The following is a 17,657-nucleotide window of genomic DNA, read 5'->3' as shown; positions in this document are numbered from 1 at the left end:
GCAACGCCACGGCCCGCGCGTATCTGGCGCATCGGCTCGCCCTCGGCCTGCCGGATCACGCCGATCTGGAACCCGACAAGACATTGCTGCTGGAAGCCGGATTCGCTGAACTCAACGGCATCGATTGGGACAAGGGCTGTTACATGGGCCAGGAGCTCACCGCGCGGACGCGCTATCGCGGTCTGGTCAAGCAGCGGCTGATTCCGATCGATGCCGCCGGGGATCTGCCCGCCAGCGGCACCATTACCGCGGGGGAGCGGGCGGTGGGCGAGCTGCGCGCGGCGCTTGGGCGACGCGGCCTCGCGATGCTGCGCCTCGATGCGCTCGATCAGCCCTTGCGGATCGGCGCCGTTCCGGTAACACCCGCCGTGCCGCATTGGTTAACCCTGCCCGAATCCACTGAAAAGGCGTCCGCATGATCATCGTCCACCATCTCGAAGCCTCCCGCTCGCAGCGCATCCTGTGGCTGCTCGAAGAGCTCGGCCTCGAGTACGAGGTGAAGCTGTACAAGCGGAACCCGAAGACCAAACTGGCGCCGCCCAGCCTGAAGGCGGTGCATCCGCTCGGCAAATCGCCGGTGATCACCGATGGCGACACCACGGTGGCCGAAACCGGGGCGATCATCGATTATATCATCGAAAAATATGGCGAGGGGCGGTTGATCCCGCCCGCCGGGTCGGATGATCGGCGGCGCTACACCTATTGGCTTCACTATGCCGAAGGCTCGGCGATGCCGTTTCTGGTGATGAAGCTGATTTTCACGGAAATGCCCAACCAGGCGCCGTTCCTCGCCAAGCCGCTGCTGCGCATGATCGGGAACAAGGTGGGGGAGAGTTATCTTGACCCGAACATCGCCACCCATATCCGTTTCTGGGAGGATAGCCTGGCCAATTCGCTCTGGTTCGCCGGGCCGGAGCTGACCGGGGCGGACATCATGATGAGTTTCCCGGTCGAGGCGGCGAATGCGCGCGGCGCGTTGCGCGGCAATTTTCCGCGGGTCAACGCCTTTCTGGCGGCGGCGCATGCGCGACCGGCCTATCAACGGGCGCTGGTGAGGGGCGGACCTTACCCCTACGCGTGACCCCGACCGACACCGCCGCCCCGCCGACGATCAGCGCCGCGGCCCCAAGCAGATTCCATGTGAACCCGGCCCAGCCGACGGCGATCAGCAAGGCGGTGGAGAGCAGCGGGGCGGCGTAGGACATTGTGCCGAGCAACGCCAGATCGCCGTGTTTCGTTGCGAAATCCCAGAAATAGAAGGCCAGCCCGACCGGCCCGATTCCGAGCGCCATCAGCGCCGCCCATTGGACCGGGCGCGGCATCACGCTCGCTTCGGTCGCCAGATGCACCGCGAGCGCCGCGAGCGAAACCGCGCCGCACACCCCGGCGATCAGCTCACTCGGCACCGCGCTGATCGTGCGGTTCGCCACCGAATAGCCCGACCAGACGAACGCCGCCGCCAGCGCGCAGCCATAGCCCAGCGCGGTGCCGTGACCCGCCAGCCCGGACCCGCCGAGCAGGATCAGCATTGTTCCGGCCAATCCCATCACGGCACCCAGCAGATGCCGCGCCCGCAACGCACCCCCCGGCAGCAGGGCCGCGAAGATCACGATCAGCAGTGGCCATAAATACGCGATCAACCCCGCCTGCGCCGGCGGCGCATTGTCGAGTGCGGTGAAATACAGCGCATGATAGGCAAACAATCCGAAAAACCCGATCGCCCAGGCCCGCGGGGATTGTCGTAACCGGCCGAGGCGGCGGCGCGAAGCGAGCACGGCCAGCCCAACCAGACACGCAACCCCGAAACTGATCGCCAGCGTCTCGAACGGGGGGATGCCGCGCGTCGTCGCCGCGAGCAGCGCCAGGGTGGACCATAGCAGGATCGCCCCGCCACCGATCGTGGTGGCGCGCCGCTCCGCCGTTAAGACGCGCATCCGGCTATTTCTGCCAACCCCAATGCTCGAAAATCTTAGCCCCCGCCGGCGACGCCAGATAGGTGGCAAACTGCGTCACCTCCGGCCGCGTTTCGCCCTGGATCGTCAGGCCGATGCCCATGTCCCGATAAATCCGGTATTCCGGCGCAATCGTCACGACCTGGGCCAGTTCAGGGTTCGCGACCTGCCAGATGTTCCAGATCAACCACGCATCCAGCGATTTGTCTTTCACCCAATCGGCCCGCGCCACCGCACTGTTTGACGCCGATACGGCAATATTCCTGCGAAACGCGGCAACGTCGCTCAGCCTGCCGGTGCGGCCCGCAACGTCCTCCCACAATCCCTGCTGCCCCGCGCCATTGACCACCAGTATGTGGTGCCCTGGCTTGAAGAGATCCTGGATACCGGTGATATGATCCGGATTACCCGGACGCACCAATATCACCGAGGGCCGCACATAAAGTGGCGTTATCGTTTTGGCATCGATCGACGGCAGAGCGGTCTGGAAGTCGCTCATCATCGTTTCCGCTCCGCTGAAAATCAAGTCGGCGTTGGATTTTGCATCGCCCAGCCATTTTGGCGTCGGCCCGCCGATCACGATCACCTCGACCCCGTGCGCTTTGCTGAACGCCGCTGCCGCCTGCTTCATCGCGGGGAACGGACCGCCCGGCCCATAGACGTAAATCGGCTGCGCCGCCTGCGCGGCACCCGCGCTCAACACCGTAGCCAGTCCGCATATCGCCGCAATCAGATGTTTCTGCATAGAGTGTAGCTCCCAATGAGAAGACGCAATCGTTGTCCGGCGGTCCCGTCACCCGCAAAGCACCGACTTCGCCTCTAAATACTCCGCAATCAGTTTTTCCACCCGCACCCGCGCCGGCACCACCGCGTCGATCGCGCCGATCCCCTGGCCGGAGCCCCAGATGTCCTTCCACGCCTTGGCCTTGGCCCCCTCGTGGAAATTCATCGCCGAGGCATCGCTCTGCGGCAGATGATCCGGGTCGAGCCCCGCCGCGACGATGCTGGGCCGCAGGTAGTTGCCGTGGACGCCGGTGAAGAGGTTGGTATAGACGATGTCGTCCGCCCCGCTCTCGACGATTGCCTGTTTATAGGCCGCCGAGGCGTTGGCCTCGTCGGTGGCGATGAAGGCCGAGCCGATATAGGCGAAATCCGCGCCCATCGCCTCGGCGGCGAGCACCGCGCGCCCGGTGGCGATCGCGCCGGACAGGACGAGCGTCCCGGCGAACCAGGCGCGGATTTCCTGGATCAGCGCAAATGGTGAAATCACCCCGGCATGGCCACCCGCCCCGGCGGCGACCGCGATCAGCCCGTCAGCCCCCTTCTCGATTGCCTTGTGGGCGAATCGGTTGTTGATGATGTCATGCAGAACCATGCCGCCATAGGAATGCACCGCCGCGTTCACCTCGGGGCGCGCGCCCAGCGAGGTGATCACCAGCGGCACGCGGTATTTCACACAAAGTTCAAGATCATGCTCGAGCCGCGCGTTTGATTTGTGGACGATCTGATTGACCGCGAAGGGGGCGGCCTTCTGGTGCGGGTGCGCCGCATCCCAGGCCGCCAACGCCTCGGTGATCTCGGCCAGCCACTCATCGAGGCAGGACTCCGGTCGCGCGTTCAGCGCCGGGAACGAACCCACGATACCGGCGGTGCATTGCGCAATCACCAGTTTCGGGTTCGAGAGAATGAACAGGGGCGAGCCGATCACCGGGATCGCCAGTTGATCGCGCAGACGGGCCGCCGCCGAGCCGGAAAGATGGTTCATCCCATCGTTGTGCCGGGGCTTGCCCTAAGCGTCAACTCGTGCCGAGCACGACCCCGACGCCGAACACGATGGCCCCGCCCAGCGCCACCTGAAGGGCGGCGCGGATCGGCGGCGTATCCATGTAATGGGCGCGAATCCAGGAAATCGCGCCGAGTTCGATCACCACCACCCCGATCGCCACGCTCATCGCGGTGCGGAACTCCGGGATCAGGAACGGCAACGTATGGCCGAGGCCGCCCAGCGTGGTCATGGCGCCGGTGATCAGACCGCGGATGATCGGCGAGCCGCGCCCGGTCAGGCTGCCGTCATCGGAGAGCGCCTCGGCGAAGGCCATTGAAATGCCGGCGCCGAGCGAGGCCGCGATGCCGACGATGAACGCCTCCCACGGCTTGCCGGTGGCGAAGGCGGAGGCGAAGACCGGCGCCAGGGTGGAAACCGAACCATCCATCAAACCGGCAAGTCCGGGCTGGATGTAGCGCAGCACGAAATTGCGCCGTGCCGCGTCGTCTTCCTCGGAGCGCACCGATTGGGGCACGTTTTCCTCGGTCAGTTTATCGGCGACCCGCTCATGCCCGGCCTCGGCCTCGGCCAGATCGCCCAGCAGCTTGCGCACCGATACATCCGTCGAGCGCGACGCGGCCAGGCGGTAGAAATTCTCGGTCTCCGCCTCCATGCTCTCGGCCATCTTGCGGACGTCCCTGATGCTCGGCTTGGGCAATTGCCAGACCGGCTTGCGGGTCAGGAAGCCGTTCACGTCCTGACGGCGGATCAGGGGAATGTGATCACCGAATTTGCGCTGATACAGATCGATCAGCCGGCGGCGATGATCGCTTTCCTCGGCCGCCATTTCCGAGAAAACCTTCGCCGAACCGGGATAGTCGGCGTGCAGGCTTTCCGCGATATCGGTATAGATCCGGCCATCCTCCTCCTCGGCGCCGATCGCCAGGGCGAGGATTTCACGTTCAGAGAGTTCGGAAAAATTGCGCATAGCAGCAAAATGCCGTGCGCAACAGCATTGGTCAAGATTTGGATTATATTTGCGATTTATTTGCAATTGCAGTTGAGAGCCATTTGCAACCCTGACCTATTGCGCCCATGGCCAAACCCTGCATGATCCGGCCATGAGTGCATCGACCCTCCGTTCCCGCCCCGTGTTCGACCCCACGCTCTGCGCCTGCGGTTCCGGCCTGCGCGCCCGGCGCTGCTGCGGCCTTGACGCCGGCGGCCTGCCCGACCCCACGCATCACACCGCGCTCGAACCGCTGGTTGAACAGGCGCGCACCGCCCGCGCCGGTAATCGCAACCGCGAGGCCGAGCGCCATATTCTGCAAATCCTCGATCTGGCACCGCACCACCGCGAGGCGCTGCGCCTGCTGTTCGAGCTCCGCCGCGCCGAGGGTCGCCTCGCCGCCGCCGAAGCGCTGATCGCCCGGATCGCCAGCCTGCCGCCCGACGTCGCTGCCGCCCATGTCCAGCACGCCCAGCTGCTGATCAACCAGAGCCGCCACGCCGAGGCCGAAGCCCCGGCCCGCCGCGCGCTGCAATTACTGCCGCGTGACCCCACCATCCACCACATTCTCGGCATCATCTTCACCGAAACCAACCGCCTGATCGCCGGAGAACGCCATTATCGCCTCGCCCTCGGCTTCGCCGACCAGCGCGACGCCGCCCTGCTCGGCAATCTCGCCTGGAATCTGAAGCAGCAGGGCCGGCTCGACGAAGCCGCCACGACCTATGACGCCACACTCGCCCTGAAACGCGACAATGCCCGCGGCCTCGCCGGCTATGCCCAGGTCGAGGCCGGGCGTCTGCGGCTCGATCAGGCGGAAGCGCTGCTCGCCGAAGCCACCGCCATCGCGCCGAACGACCGCATGATCGCCGTGCTCACCGCACTGACGCGCCTGCACCGCGACGACCCCGACGCCGCGATCGCGAAAATCGACGCCACCGCCGCCGCCATCGCACCGCAGTCGCTGGTCGCGACCGAATACGCCGCCAAGGGCGCCGCGCTCGAACGGCTCGGCCGGTTCGACGAAGCCTGGGCCGCCTATCAATCGGGCCGGGCCTTCCAGCGCGATCGCGCCAACCGCAGCTTCGATCCCGCTCCGATCGAGGCGCGGCTCGCCGCGATCCGCGCGACCTTCACCGCCGACCGCCTGGCCGGCCTCGCCCGGCCCACCCCGGTGGCCAGCGCGCCGATGCCGATTTTTCTGCTCGGCACGCCGCGTTCAGGCACCGCCCTGCTCGAACAGATGTTGATGCAATGCCCCGGCATCGACCCGGCGGATGGCCGCGCGCCGCTGCCCGAACTCGCGCGGCTGCTGCCCGGGCTGGTCACCGGCCTCGGCGGCCCGGCCGAGCCCTTTCCCGCCGCCCTGCTCGACACCATGGCCGGCGACCAGCGCGACGTGCTGCCGATGCTGGCCAACCGCTACATCGCCATGCTGCGCGGCGGCGGCGTCATCACGGCCGAGACCCGCTTCGTCACCGACCGCAACCCCGACCTGCCCTGGCTGCTCGGCCTCGCGGGGGCGCTGTTCCCGACCGCGCCGATCATCCATGTCCTGCGCCACCCGCTCGATGTCACCCTCTCCGGTTTCGCCCAGGACAAGCTCTACGAGGGTAACGCCGGCGTCACCCTCGCCAGCATGGCCGCACTCTACGATGCCCAGATGAACGCGATCAGCCAGATCCGAGGTCAGACCACCCTGCGCTACCTGCCGGTGCGCTACGAGGACCTCGTGCAGGCGCCGCTCGCCACGATCGCACGGGTGCTTGATTTCATCGGCATCGCCACCGACCCCGCGACCCTCCTCGCCGCCCCGCCGCGCGCCGTGCCGCGCACGCCCGCTCATCGGGTGGTGCAGCAACCGATCCACCAGCGCAGCCGCTACCGCCACCGCGCGTTCGGCCCGGTGTTCGCCGAGGCGGCCCCGCTGCTCGCCCCCTGGATCGAGCGCCTCGGCTACGCCGAACCCCAGGAGATCGCGCCATGAGCGGCGCCGCCGGCGTCAAGGTCACCTTGGGCGAGGTTCTGAATGAAATCAGCGCCTATGAGCGCGATGGTAAACTGGAAGACGCCGAAGCCCTCGCCGAACGGGTGCTGCGCGCGGCCCCCGAACACCCGCACGTGCTGCATCTGTCCGGCATCGTCGCCTACCGGCGCGGCAAAATTCCGCTCGCGATCGAACGGATGGAAAAATCGCTCGAACTCTCGCCTACCGTCGCCGTCTATCCGCGCAACATGTGCGAAATCTACCGCGGCGCCGGCCGGCTCGACGATGCGCTGCGCATGGCGCTCCGCGCGGTCGAACTCGCGCCGGACGATAGCCGCGCCCATTTCAACCACGCCCTGATCCGCTACGAACGCCGCGAACTCGACGACGCCCTCGCCGCCGCCGATCGCTCGATCGCGCTCGATCCCAACTTCCCCGAAGCCCATTTCGAACGCGCCGAAGTGCTGCTGCTCGGCGGCCGCCTCACCGAGGGCTGGGAAAGCTACGAGTGGCGCTTCAAGCTCAAACAGGCCGAAGGCATGTTGCCGAAAACCGACAAGCCGCAATGGGACGGCGGGGCGCTGCCCGAAGGCAAGCTGCTGATCGTCGCTGATCAGGGCTTCGGCGATTGCATCCAGTTCGGCCGCTACATCCCCTGGGCCGCCGAACGCGCGCCCAAGCCCGTGCTCGCCTGCAGCGGCGATCTCGTCCCCATCCTGCGTCAGATCCCCGGCCTCGGCCGCATCGTCACCCGCTGGGAAACCACCGGCGAATTCGATGCCTATATCCCGCTCTCCGGCATGCCCCGCATCGCCGGCACCACGATCGAGACGATCCCCGCCGCCATCCCCTATCTTCACCCCGACCCCGCCAAAATCACGGCCTGGAAACAACGGCTCGACGCCCTGACGCCGCCCGGCAAAAAACGCATCGGCCTGGTCTGGGCCGGACGGCCGACCCATAAGAACGATCGCAAGCGCACGGTTAAACTCGATCAGTTCGCCCCGCTGTTCGCCCGCGCCGACCTCGCCATCGTCACCGTGCAAAAAGGCGATCAGATCGCCCAGGTCGGCACCTATTTCGGCGCGGCCCCGCTGATCAACCTCGGCCCCAGCATCAGCGATTTCACCGATACCCTCGCCATCCTGCAAAGCCTCGACCACCTCGTCACCATCGATACCTCGGTCGCCCACCTCGCCGGCGCCTCCGGCATCCCCACCTCGGTCATCCTGCCCTACGCCCCCGATTGGCGCTGGCTGCTCGACCGCGACGATACCCCCTGGTACCCCTCGCTGCACCTCTACCGCCAACAACGCCCCTACGATTGGTCCGGCGTGATCGACCGCATCGCGGCGGCACTATGACATCGCACGGGACCAGGTGGGCGCGGTGGGTGAAGCAGATCAGGGGGCTCTGCCCCCTGGACGCCCGCCAAAGGCTCAGCCTTTGGAATCCATTGGTTTTAGGCGAGAGAGGGCGATCCAGGCCAGATCCGTCGAGAGTCCCGGACATCGCCCTCTCTCGCCTAAAACAAGCGGGTTCTAAGGGCTCAGCCCTTAGCGGGGTCCAGGGGCAGAGCCCCTGGCCTTGCTCCACCCATCACCCCCACCGGGTCTGGTTCGGGGTCGTGGCGGCGCTCGTGGTGGGGTTGGCTGTGCCGCAGCGGGCGGTGGCGGCGGGGTTGGTTGTGTATTCGCGGCTTGATTTCGTGCCGGCGGTGGTGCGTGGGTTCACGCGGGAGAGTGGCATTGCGGTACGGGTGCGTCGTCCGCCGGCGTTCGGGTTGCAGTCGCGGATCATTGCCGAGGGTCAGCATCCACGGTGGACGCTGGCGTGGTTCGATGGCGCGAGCAACGCGGATCATCTCGACCGGCGCGGATTATTGGCGCGGCATCTGCCGCAGCCTGCGGGTCTCAGCGCCGTGGCGGCGGGCGTGACCAGTGCGGATGGTGCCTATGTGCCGACCGGGATCGGCATTGCCGGCGTTCTGGTGATGGCGAAATCCGCGCCGTTCGCGCCGCCGGCGACGTGGCGTGATCTGACCGATCCGGCGTATCACGGGCTGATCGGGATGAATGATCCGGCGACATCGGAGCAGGGTTTCGGCGCCATCGCGAGCATGTTGCATGCCGCCGGCGGCTGGCCGGCGGGGCAAGCCTATTTCGCGGCGTTGAAGGCCGATGGGCTGCATATCTATCGCGATACCGCAACGACGTTGGCGGCGTTGCGCAGTGGCGCGATCCAGATCGCGATCGTGCGGTCCTCGGCCGGGCTGCATTACAGTGTCGATCTTGATCGATCGTTGCGTGTCGTGGTGCCGCAACCGGCGAGCGAACTGCCGAGTGTGATCGTGATGGCCCGACATTTGTCAAAGGCGCAACGGCGTGACGCGTTGCGGTTCATCGCCTATGTGAATTCACCTGCCGCGGTGGGTATCGCGTTGCGGCAGGGCGGGGATGATGCGCCGTTCTGGCCGGCGGTGAGTGCTATGGCCGCACCGGCGACGATGCCGGATTTTGCATCGGTGTCGCCGGTATCGCTGGATGCCGCGCGGTTGGCGAGCGTTCAGCCGGCCATCGTCGCGTGGTTTGTCAGGAGCATCGTCGGGCCCAGCACGTGAGGGAGGTGTAAGCATCGCCATGTCCAACCTATCGGTCATTATCGCGAGTTTTCTGACCGCCGGGGTCGAGTGGGTCGAGGCGTTCACCATCGTGCTCGCGGTGGCGCTGGCGATCGGGTGGCCGCGCGCGATCGGGGCGGCGGGTGCGGCGTTGGCGGTGCTGGGCGTGCTCACACTGTTCGGCGCGCATGCGCTCAGCATGATCGGAGATGAGCGGATCATTCAATTCGTCATTGGCGTGGTGCTCACGATGTTCGGCATGCGCTGGCTGGCGAAAGCGATTGCCCGCGCGGCGGGGTTGCGCCGGTTGCGCGATGAGGACGCGGCATTTGCCGCGGTCTCGGCGCGTCCGGCGCTGGCGGAGGTGAACGGCGCCATGCTGGTCGCCTTCCAGGGCGTGCTGATGGAGGGGATGGAAGTCTGGCTGATCGTGGTGGCGCTCGGTGTGCAGACCGGGCGGACCGGGCTGGCCGCCGCCGCCGCGATTGCGGCACTCGGCGTGGTGATGGGCACGGGCGCATTGCTTCGCGCGCCGCTGTCACGCGTGCCGGAAAACACCATCAAATATCTGGTCGGCGCCGCGATTCTGGGCTTCGGCACGTTCTGGCTACTGAGTTCACTCGGCTACGTCTGGCCGATCGGCGATTATGCGTTGCCGGCGCTGATGGGCTTTTATGCGCTGGGCGGGCTTGTGCTGATCGGTGGGTTGCCGAGGCTGCCGTCGTGAAAACATTGTTCAAAACCCTGCTCGGCGATGCCGCGACCATCGCCTGGGTCGCCGGTAGCGTTCTGTTCGCGAATCGTGTGATCGCGAGCGAAGCTCATCTGTATGCCGGGGTGTTGATTCCGCTGGCGCTGCTGGTCGGGGTTGGGTTGCTGGCGCGGCGCTGATCCCTCTTGCATCGCTGATGACCGTAAGCGATAAAGGCTTAACCAATAGTGCCCCTACGAGCACGAACGGAGGAAAAATGAGCCAGGATATTGTTCATCTTGACATGATCAATGCGGTTGCGATCGTTGCGATCGACAATCCACCGGTCAATGCTCTGGGGCATGCGGTGCGGGCCGGGTTGCTCGCGGCGCTGGGCCGGGCCGAGGCCGATCCGGCGGTGAAGGTGATCGTGCTGACGTGCCGGGGGCGGACGTTTTCGGCCGGGGCGGATATTACCGAGTTCGGCGCGCCGCCGCGTGATCCGGGGTTGCATGAGGTGATCGAGCGGTTCGATGCCTGCGCCAAGCCGACGATCGCGGCGCTGTTCGGCACGACATTGGGCGGTGGGCTGGAACTGGCGATGGGGTGCCATTACCGGGTGGCGACCGAGACGGCGCGGATGGGGCTGCCGGAGGTGAAGCTCGGGCTGCTGCCGGGTGCCGGTGGAACGCAGCGCCTGCCCCGGTTGATCGGGCCGGAGAAGGCGGTGGCGGCGATCGTTTCGGGGCGGATGATCGGGGCGAAGACAGCGCTGGCGGATGGGTTGATCGATGCGATCGTGGCCGATCCGGTGCAGGGGGCGGTGGATTTCGCGCATACCATCGTCACCGCGTCGCTGGTGCGGGTGCGGGATCGGGACGAGAAAATTGCAGCGGCGAAGGCCGACCCTTCGGGGTTCGAGCGCGCGGCGGCGGAGGCGGTGAAGCGGCTGCGGGGCATCGAGGCGCCGGCTTCCTGTGTCGAGTCGGTGCGCAATGCGTTCACCCTGGATTTCGAGGCCGGGCTGGCGGCGGAGCGGGCGATGTTCATGCGGCTGGTGGTGGGCGATCAGTCCCGCGCGCAGCGGCATGTGTTTTTCGCCGAGCGTGAGGCGCAGAAAATTCCGGGCATGGCGCCGGGGGTAAAGCCCGCGGTCATCGCGCGGGCCGCGGTGATCGGCGCGGGGACGATGGGCGGCGGGATTGCGATGAATTTCGCCAATGCCGGGGTGCCGGTCACGCTGGTCGAGACCGATGCGGCGGCGTTGCAGCGCGGGTTGGACCGGGTGCGCGAAACCTACGACATTTCGGTCAAGCGCGGCGCGTTGCCGGCGGATGCGACTGAAAAGCGCATGGCCTTGGTTAGTGGCACGACGGATTGGTCGCAGATTGCCGAGGCGGACATGGTGATCGAGGCCGTGTTCGAGGAGATGGATCTCAAGAAGACGATTTTCGGCCGGCTCGATGGGGTGGCGAAACCGGGTGCCGTGTTGGCGACCAATACGTCGACGCTGGATGTCGATGCGATCGCGGCGGCGACGGCGCGGCCCGCCGATGTGCTGGGGATGCATTTTTTCTCGCCGGCGAATGTGATGAAGCTGCTCGAGATCGTGCGCGGCAAGGCGAGTTCGGATCAGGCGATTGCGACCGCGATTGCGGTGGGCAAGGCGATGGGCAAGGTACCGGTCGTGGTCGGTAATTGCGACGGGTTCGTCGGCAACCGGATGCTGGCGCGGCGCACCACCGAATGCGAGCGGCTGCTGCTGGAGGGCGCGTTGCCGCAGCAGGTCGATGCGGTGGTGCTGAAATTCGGGTTTCCGATGGGGCCGTTCGCGATGGGCGATCTGGCGGGGTTGGATGTGGGCTGGCGGATTCGCAAACATCGTGGCGTGACCGCGCCGATTTCCGATGTGCTGTGCGAGCGCGGGCGGTTCGGGCAGAAGACCGGGCGCGGCTATTACCTCTATGAGGCCGGCAGCCGGACGCCGATGCCGGACCCGGAGGTCGAGGCGTTGATTCTGGAGACGTCGACGCGGTTGGGGATGACGCGGCGGGTGATCGACGATCAGGAGATCCTGGAGCGGATGACCTATCCGATGATCAACGAGGCGGCGCGGATTCTCGAAGAGGGCATCGCGATCCGGCCTTCCGACATCGATGTGGTGTGGGTGTATGGCTATGGCTGGCCGGTGTGGCGCGGCGGGCCGTGTTTCCATGCCGATCTGGTCGGGTTGGCGACGATCGTGGAGCGGCTTGAGCATTATGCGAAGGCGACCGGCGATGACGGGCTGATGCCGGCCGCATTGTTGCGGCGCCTGGCCGAGCAGGGCAAGGGGTTTGCCGATTTCGGCAAAGGTGCCAAGGCAGCGGCGGCGTGAGCGCGCGGCCGTTCCCCTGGGAGCGGAATTATCCGCCTGGATTGTCGTGGGATATCGAGATTCCGCGCGAGACGATTCCGGCGATGCTGGCGAACACGATCGCGCGGCATGGGGCAGAGCCGGCGCTGGAGTATCGCGGCCATGAGATCAGTTTTGCCGAACTCGGTGTCGCGATCGATGAATTTGCCAGGGGGCTGATCGCGCTCGGGCTGCGTCCGGGCGAGCGGGTCGCGCTGTATCTGCCGAATTCGCCGGGGCATCCGTTCAGTTTTTTCGGCACGCTGAGTGCGGGGCTGGTGGTGGCGCATCTCTCGCCGCTCGATGCCGAGCGGGAGCTGGTGCACAAGCTGCATGATTCCGGCGCGCGGGTGCTGGTGTGCACCAATCTGGGCACGATGCTGGCGATGGCGATCCGCTTGCTGGAGGGTGGGCATGTCGATCGGCTGATCGTGGGGGACGATGCGCAGTTCGGCCCGATTCCGGGCATGGTGCATCCGCCGATTCCGCAGGATGATCCACGCATCATGACGATTCCGGCGCTGCGGGCATTGGGGCGCGGGGCGGATGTGGTGTTGCCGGCGATCGATCCGGACGGGCTGGCCCTGCTGCAATATACCGGCGGCACCACGGGTCTGCCGAAGGGGGCGATGCATACCCATGCCACGCTGCGGGCCTCGGTTGCGATCTATGCCGCGTTTTTCGACGGGCAGGGGCGGTTTCCGCCGGGCGAGCGGTTTCGGGCGATCTGCGTGCTGCCGCTGTTTCACATCTATGCGCTGGTGGTGCTGCTGCTGTTGCAACTCTCGCGCGGCAGCATGCTGATGCTGCGGCTGAAATTCGACGCCGAGACCACGCTGCGCGACATCGAGGTGAACCGGGCGAGTTATTTCCCCGGTGTGCCGACGATGTGGATCGCGCTGGCGAATGTGCCTGATCTGGACCGGCGGGATCTGTCCTCGCTCAAACTGGTGGGCTCGGGTGGCGCGCCGCTGCCGGTGGAGATTGGCTTGCGGTTCGAGCGGCTGACCGGGATGCGGCTGGGCGGCGGCTGGGGCATGACCGAGACGGCTTCGGCCGGAACCGGCAATCTGCTCGACGGGATTTTCAAACTCGGCTCCGCCGGCATGCCGCTGCCGGGCATCAAGCTCGATGTCGTCGCCCTCGATGATCCGAAGCGCCTGCTGCCCTATGGCGAAACCGGCGAAATTCGGATCAAATCGCCCAATCTGTTCAGAGGCTATTGGAAGAATCCCGCCGAAGACGCCAGGAGTTTCATCGATGGTCATTTCCTGACCGGCGATATCGGCTATATCGATCAGGACGGAATGGTCTTCCTGGTCGACCGCAAGAAGGACATGATCCTCTCCGGCGGATTCAACGTTTACCCGACGCAGATCGAACAGGCGATCTATGAACACCCTGACGTCGCCGAGGTGATCGTCGTCGGCATCCCCGACGATTATCGCGGCCAGTCAGCCAAGGCGTTCATCACCTTGAAGCCCGGTGCGGCGCCTTTCGATATAGCCACCTTACGCGCCTTCCTCGCCGACAAGCTCGGTCGCCACGAAATGCCGGTCGCCCTCGAATTCCGCGACACCCTGCCGAAAACATCGGTCGGCAAGTTTTCGCGCAAGGAACTCGCCGCCGAGGCCGTGGTTCATCATCAAACCCAGACCGCCCGTTAGGAGCTACGCATGGTTGACGCCGTCATTGTTTCCACCGCCCGCACGCCGATCGGCAAGGCGTTCCGCGGTGCCTTCAACATCACCTCGGGGCCGGCGCTCGGCGCCCATGCGATGCGTCACGCCATGGACCGCGCGAAGCTCGATCCCCGCGACATCGAGGATGTCGTCATGGGCTGCGCCACGCCGGAAGGCACCACGGGCGGCAACATCGCCCGCCTCGCCGCGGTACGCGCCGGCGTCTCGGTCGATGCGGCGGCCATGACCGTCAATCGCTTCTGTTCGTCCGGTCTTCAGGCGATTGCGCTGGCCGCGCATGAAATCATGATCGAAGGCGCGCCGATCGCGCTGGCCGGCGGTCTCGAATGCATCAGCATGACCTCCAATCCAGTCAATAACGGCCGTAATCTCGATACGTGGCTGCTCGAGCACAAGCCACAGGTTTACATGCCGATGATTGAAACCGCCGATATCGTGGCGGCCCGTTACAAAATCACCCGCGCCGCGCAGGATGAGTACGCGCTCGAAAGCCAGCGCCGCACCGCCGCCGGGCAGCTTGCGGGGCGGTTCGATGCCGAGATCGTGCCGATCACCACGACCAAAGCGGTCGAGAACAAGGAGACCAGGGCAGTCTCGCAGGAAGAGATCACCCTGCGCCAGGACGAGGGCAACCGGCCGGATACGACGCTGGAGGGTTTGGCAAAACTCAAGCCGGTGCGCGGCGAGGATCAATTCATCACCGCCGGCAACGCCAGCCAGCTATCGGATGGCGCCTCGGCCTGCGTGCTGATGTCCGACACCGAGGCGGCTTCGCGTGGCCTGACGCCGATGGGCATATTCCGCGGCTTCGCCGTCACCGGCTGCGAGCCGGACGAAATGGGCATCGGCCCGGTATTCGCCGTGCCGCGACTGTTGAAGCGCCATGGCTTGACTGTCGATGACATCGATCTATGGGAACTCAACGAGGCGTTCGCGAGCCAGGTGATCTATTGCCGCGACCGGCTCGGCATCGATCCCGCCAAGCTCAACGTCGATGGCGGTTCGATCTCGATCGGCCATCCCTACGGCATGAGCGGCGCGCGCATGGCCGGCCACGCGCTGATCGAGGGTAAGCGCCGGGGTGCGAAATTCGCGGTGGTCACCATGTGCATCGGCGGCGGCCAGGGGGCCGCGGGTTTGTTCGAAATCAATTAGGAGACGTGCCATGGAGCTGAGCTTCTCACCCGAGGAACTCGCGTTTCGCGATGAAATCCGCGCCTTCATCCACGACAATCTGCCCAACGAGGTGCAGCAGCGGATGATCGAAGGTCGTGAAATCGCCAAGCAGGATATCGTGAATTGGCAAGCCAGGCTCAACGCCAAGGGCTGGGCGACCCCGCATTGGCCGAAAGCCTGGGGGGGCCAGGATTGGAGCCCGGTGCAGGAGTTCATCCTGATCGATGAATTGCAATCCGCCCCCGCGCCGCAGCCCTTGCCGTTCAACGTCTCGATGGTCGGACCAGTGATCGCCACCTTCGGCAATGACGCGCAAAAGAAAAAATTCCTGCCCGGCACGGCAAATCTCGATATCTGGTGGTGCCAGGGCTTCTCCGAGCCCGGCGCCGGGTCCGACCTCGCCGGGTTGAAAACCACCGCCCGCCGCGAAGGCGATCACTACATCATCAACGGCCAGAAAACCTGGACCACGCTGGCCCAATATGCCGACTGGATTTTCGTGCTCGCCCGCACCGACACCCAGGCCGCCAAAAAGCAGCAAGGCATATCCTTCATCCTCGTCGATATGAAATCCCCCGGCATCACCGTCCGCCCGATCCAGTTGATCGATGGCGGGCACGAGGTCAACGAGGTCTGGTTCGACGAGGTCAAGGTCCCGGCCGAAAACCTGGTCGGCGAGGAAAACAAAGGCTGGGATTACGCCAAATTCCTGCTCGGCAACGAACGCACCAGCATCGCCCGCGTCGGTGTCTCCAAACAGCGCCTGCGCCGGGTGCGCGAGCTTGCCTCAAAAGAGCGCGCAGGCGACGGAACCTTGATGGACGCGCCTTGGTTTCGCGAAAAACTGGCCGGCGTCGAGATCGACCTCAAAGCGTTGGAAATCACCCAGCTGCGCGTGCTCGCCGACGCGCGCAAATCCGGCAAGCACGGTGCGCCGGACCCCAAATCATCCGTCCTGAAAATCAAGGGTTCGGAAATTCAGCAAGCCACCACTGAGCTTTTGATGGACGTGGTCGGCCCGCTCGCCATGCCCTACCAACGCTCGACCGATGCCGAAGACGAGGGCAACAACACACCGATCGGGCCGGATGATGCCGCCTACGCCGCACCGACCTACTTCAACTGGCGCAAGATTTCGATCTATGGTGGGTCCAATGAAATCCAGCGGAATATTATTGCTAAGGCTATATTGGGTTTTTAAGTAAAAGAGTTCTTTTTTGTAAAAAAGAACCAAAAAACTCTTATTCGCTGGTGAGGTGGCACACGAGCTTCGCCGCCTCACCGAATCCAGAATCAAAAAGATTTTTTACAAGAAACAAGCCTTCCTCTTCCTCATAAGGAACGCCACCATGGACTTCGACTTCACCGACGAGCAGCGCCTCCTCCGCGACAGCGTCAGTAAACTCTTCGCCAACCGCTATGCCGATTTCGAGAAGCGCAAGGCCTATGCGAAACAGCCCGAAGGGTTCGATCGCGCGGTCTGGGCGGAATATGCCGAAGCCGGATTACTCGCCCTGCCGTTCGATGAAGCCCATGGCGGCTTCGGCGGGGGTCCGATCGAGACCATGATCATCATGGAGGAAATCGGCAAGGCCGTTGCGCTCGAGCCCTATATGCCGTGCGCCATCTTCGCCGGCGCCATCCTGCGCCATGGTGCGAGCGATGCCATCAAGGACGACATCATTCCAAAGATCGCAGGCGGCGAGGCCATCATCGCCGTCGCCCATACCGAACGCCACTCGCGCTACGATCTGAACGACGTCACCACCACGGCGCGGCGCGATGGCGATGATTTCATCATCGAAGGCGACAAAACCGTGGTGATCGCCGGCGATGCCGCCGATCATCTGATCGTCAGCGCCCGCACCGCCGGCGGCACGCGCGATCGTGACGGCGTCGCCCTGTTCCTGATCGACGCGAAATCCACAGGCGTGTCGCGCCGCGGCTACGCCATGCAGGATGCGTTGCACGGCGCTGAAATCTCGCTCGCCAACGTCCGCGTTCCCGCAACGCGCCAAATCGGCGACCTCGCCGTGCTCGAACGCGCGGCCGATGAAGCCATCGCCGCCATCTGTGCCGAAGCGGTCGGTGCGATGGAAGCGATCATCGCGATGACGGTCGATTACATGAAAACCCGCAAGCAATTCGGCGTCGCGATCTCGGCATTCCAGGCGCTGCAACACCGTGCGGTCGATATGTATGTCGCGCTCGAACAGGCCCGCAGCATGGCAATCTTCGCCGCTTTGTCAGCGTCCGAGAGCGATGCGAAAACCCGCGCGCACGCCATGGCGATGGCGAAATCCGCCGTCGGCAAGGCCGCCAAATTCGTCGGCCAGCAAGCGATCCAGCTGCACGGCGG

The 17,657-nt window shown here is 65.2% G+C and carries 15 protein-coding genes and 1 pseudogene; 12 read left to right on the top strand and 4 right to left on the bottom strand.

What is annotated here, in order from left to right; genetic code table 11:
* Positions 1 to 419, top strand: a pseudogene (locus tag ACP5E6_RS02955) (YgfZ/GcvT domain-containing protein); the annotation flags it as partial.
* Complete coding sequence (locus tag ACP5E6_RS02950; protein WP_427951458.1) at positions 416 to 1,081, top strand: glutathione S-transferase; 666 nt, start codon at positions 416 to 418, stop codon at positions 1,079 to 1,081. The pseudogene ACP5E6_RS02955 and the gene ACP5E6_RS02950, both read left to right, overlap by 4 nt.
* Here the strand turns inward: ACP5E6_RS02950 and yddG are convergent.
* The 4 genes from yddG to mbfA are packed head-to-tail and all read right to left on the bottom strand — an operon-like array spanning position 999 to position 4,705.
* Positions 999 to 1,934: an aromatic amino acid exporter YddG gene (gene yddG, locus ACP5E6_RS02945; protein WP_427951455.1), complete on the bottom strand. Its 936-nt coding sequence runs from the start codon at positions 1,932 to 1,934 to the stop codon at positions 999 to 1,001. The genes ACP5E6_RS02950 and yddG overlap by 83 nt on opposite strands.
* A 4-nt stretch (positions 1,935 to 1,938) precedes the next feature.
* The gene (locus ACP5E6_RS02940; protein WP_427951452.1) at positions 1,939 to 2,697 is read right to left on the bottom strand and encodes a substrate-binding domain-containing protein; all 759 of its coding nucleotides are present in this window, start codon (positions 2,695 to 2,697) and stop codon (positions 1,939 to 1,941) included.
* Positions 2,698 to 2,745: 48 nt separating this feature from the next.
* Positions 2,746 to 3,717, bottom strand: coding sequence for an NAD(P)H-dependent flavin oxidoreductase (locus ACP5E6_RS02935; RefSeq protein WP_427951450.1), 972 nt, complete (start codon positions 3,715 to 3,717; stop codon positions 2,746 to 2,748).
* Between the two features lie 31 nt (positions 3,718 to 3,748).
* On the bottom strand, positions 3,749 to 4,705 hold the full coding sequence (mbfA, locus tag ACP5E6_RS02930; RefSeq protein ID WP_427951448.1) for an iron exporter MbfA: 957 nt from the start codon (positions 4,703 to 4,705) through the stop codon (positions 3,749 to 3,751).
* A 133-nt stretch (positions 4,706 to 4,838) separates the two neighbouring features.
* Here mbfA and ACP5E6_RS02925 point away from each other — a divergent pair, with 133 nt between their 5' ends.
* The 10 genes from ACP5E6_RS02925 to ACP5E6_RS02880 all read left to right on the top strand — a co-directional run.
* Positions 4,839 to 6,713 (top strand): sulfotransferase, encoded by a 1,875-nt coding sequence (locus ACP5E6_RS02925; protein ID WP_427951445.1) that lies wholly within the window; start codon positions 4,839 to 4,841, stop codon positions 6,711 to 6,713.
* Positions 6,710 to 8,077 (top strand): tetratricopeptide repeat protein, encoded by a 1,368-nt coding sequence (locus tag ACP5E6_RS02920; protein ID WP_427951442.1) that lies wholly within the window; start codon positions 6,710 to 6,712, stop codon positions 8,075 to 8,077. Before ACP5E6_RS02925 ends, ACP5E6_RS02920 begins: the two co-directional genes overlap by 4 nt.
* Positions 8,078 to 8,340: 263 nt before the next feature.
* A complete protein-coding gene (locus ACP5E6_RS02915; protein ID WP_427951439.1) occupies positions 8,341 to 9,333 on the top strand; it encodes an ABC transporter substrate-binding protein in 993 nt (330 codons plus the stop codon).
* 19 nt (positions 9,334 to 9,352) lie between these two features.
* Positions 9,353 to 10,060, top strand: a complete 708-nt coding sequence (locus ACP5E6_RS02910) for a hypothetical protein (RefSeq protein WP_427951437.1) — start codon at positions 9,353 to 9,355, stop codon at positions 10,058 to 10,060.
* On the top strand, positions 10,057 to 10,224 hold the full coding sequence (locus ACP5E6_RS02905; protein WP_427951434.1) for a hypothetical protein: 168 nt from the start codon (positions 10,057 to 10,059) through the stop codon (positions 10,222 to 10,224). Before ACP5E6_RS02910 ends, ACP5E6_RS02905 begins: the two co-directional genes overlap by 4 nt.
* A 77-nt stretch (positions 10,225 to 10,301) precedes the next feature.
* Positions 10,302 to 12,401 carry a 3-hydroxyacyl-CoA dehydrogenase NAD-binding domain-containing protein gene (locus ACP5E6_RS02900; protein ID WP_427951431.1) on the top strand — a complete coding sequence of 700 codons (2,100 nt, stop codon included), beginning with the start codon at positions 10,302 to 10,304 and terminating at the stop codon, positions 12,399 to 12,401.
* Positions 12,398 to 14,086, top strand: coding sequence for a dicarboxylate--CoA ligase PimA (gene pimA / locus ACP5E6_RS02895; RefSeq protein WP_427951428.1), 1,689 nt, complete (start codon positions 12,398 to 12,400; stop codon positions 14,084 to 14,086). Before ACP5E6_RS02900 ends, pimA begins: the two co-directional genes overlap by 4 nt.
* A 9-nt stretch (positions 14,087 to 14,095) precedes the next feature.
* On the top strand, positions 14,096 to 15,277 hold the full coding sequence (locus ACP5E6_RS02890; RefSeq protein WP_427951426.1) for an acetyl-CoA C-acyltransferase: 1,182 nt from the start codon (positions 14,096 to 14,098) through the stop codon (positions 15,275 to 15,277).
* A 10-nt stretch (positions 15,278 to 15,287) separates the two neighbouring features.
* Positions 15,288 to 16,499, top strand: a complete 1,212-nt coding sequence (pimC, locus tag ACP5E6_RS02885; protein ID WP_427951423.1) for a pimeloyl-CoA dehydrogenase large subunit — start codon at positions 15,288 to 15,290, stop codon at positions 16,497 to 16,499.
* A 148-nt stretch (positions 16,500 to 16,647) separates the two neighbouring features.
* Positions 16,648 to 17,657: acyl-CoA dehydrogenase family protein (locus ACP5E6_RS02880; protein WP_427951420.1), on the top strand; the 1,010-nt coding region annotated here is incomplete at its 3' end.

The organism is Acidiphilium sp. (assembly GCF_049977125.1).
Taxonomy (GTDB): Bacteria; Pseudomonadota; Alphaproteobacteria; order Acetobacterales; family Acetobacteraceae; genus Acidiphilium.
The sequence above is the reverse complement of the archived record's forward strand: the minus strand, read 5'-3'. Positions and strand labels throughout refer to the sequence as shown.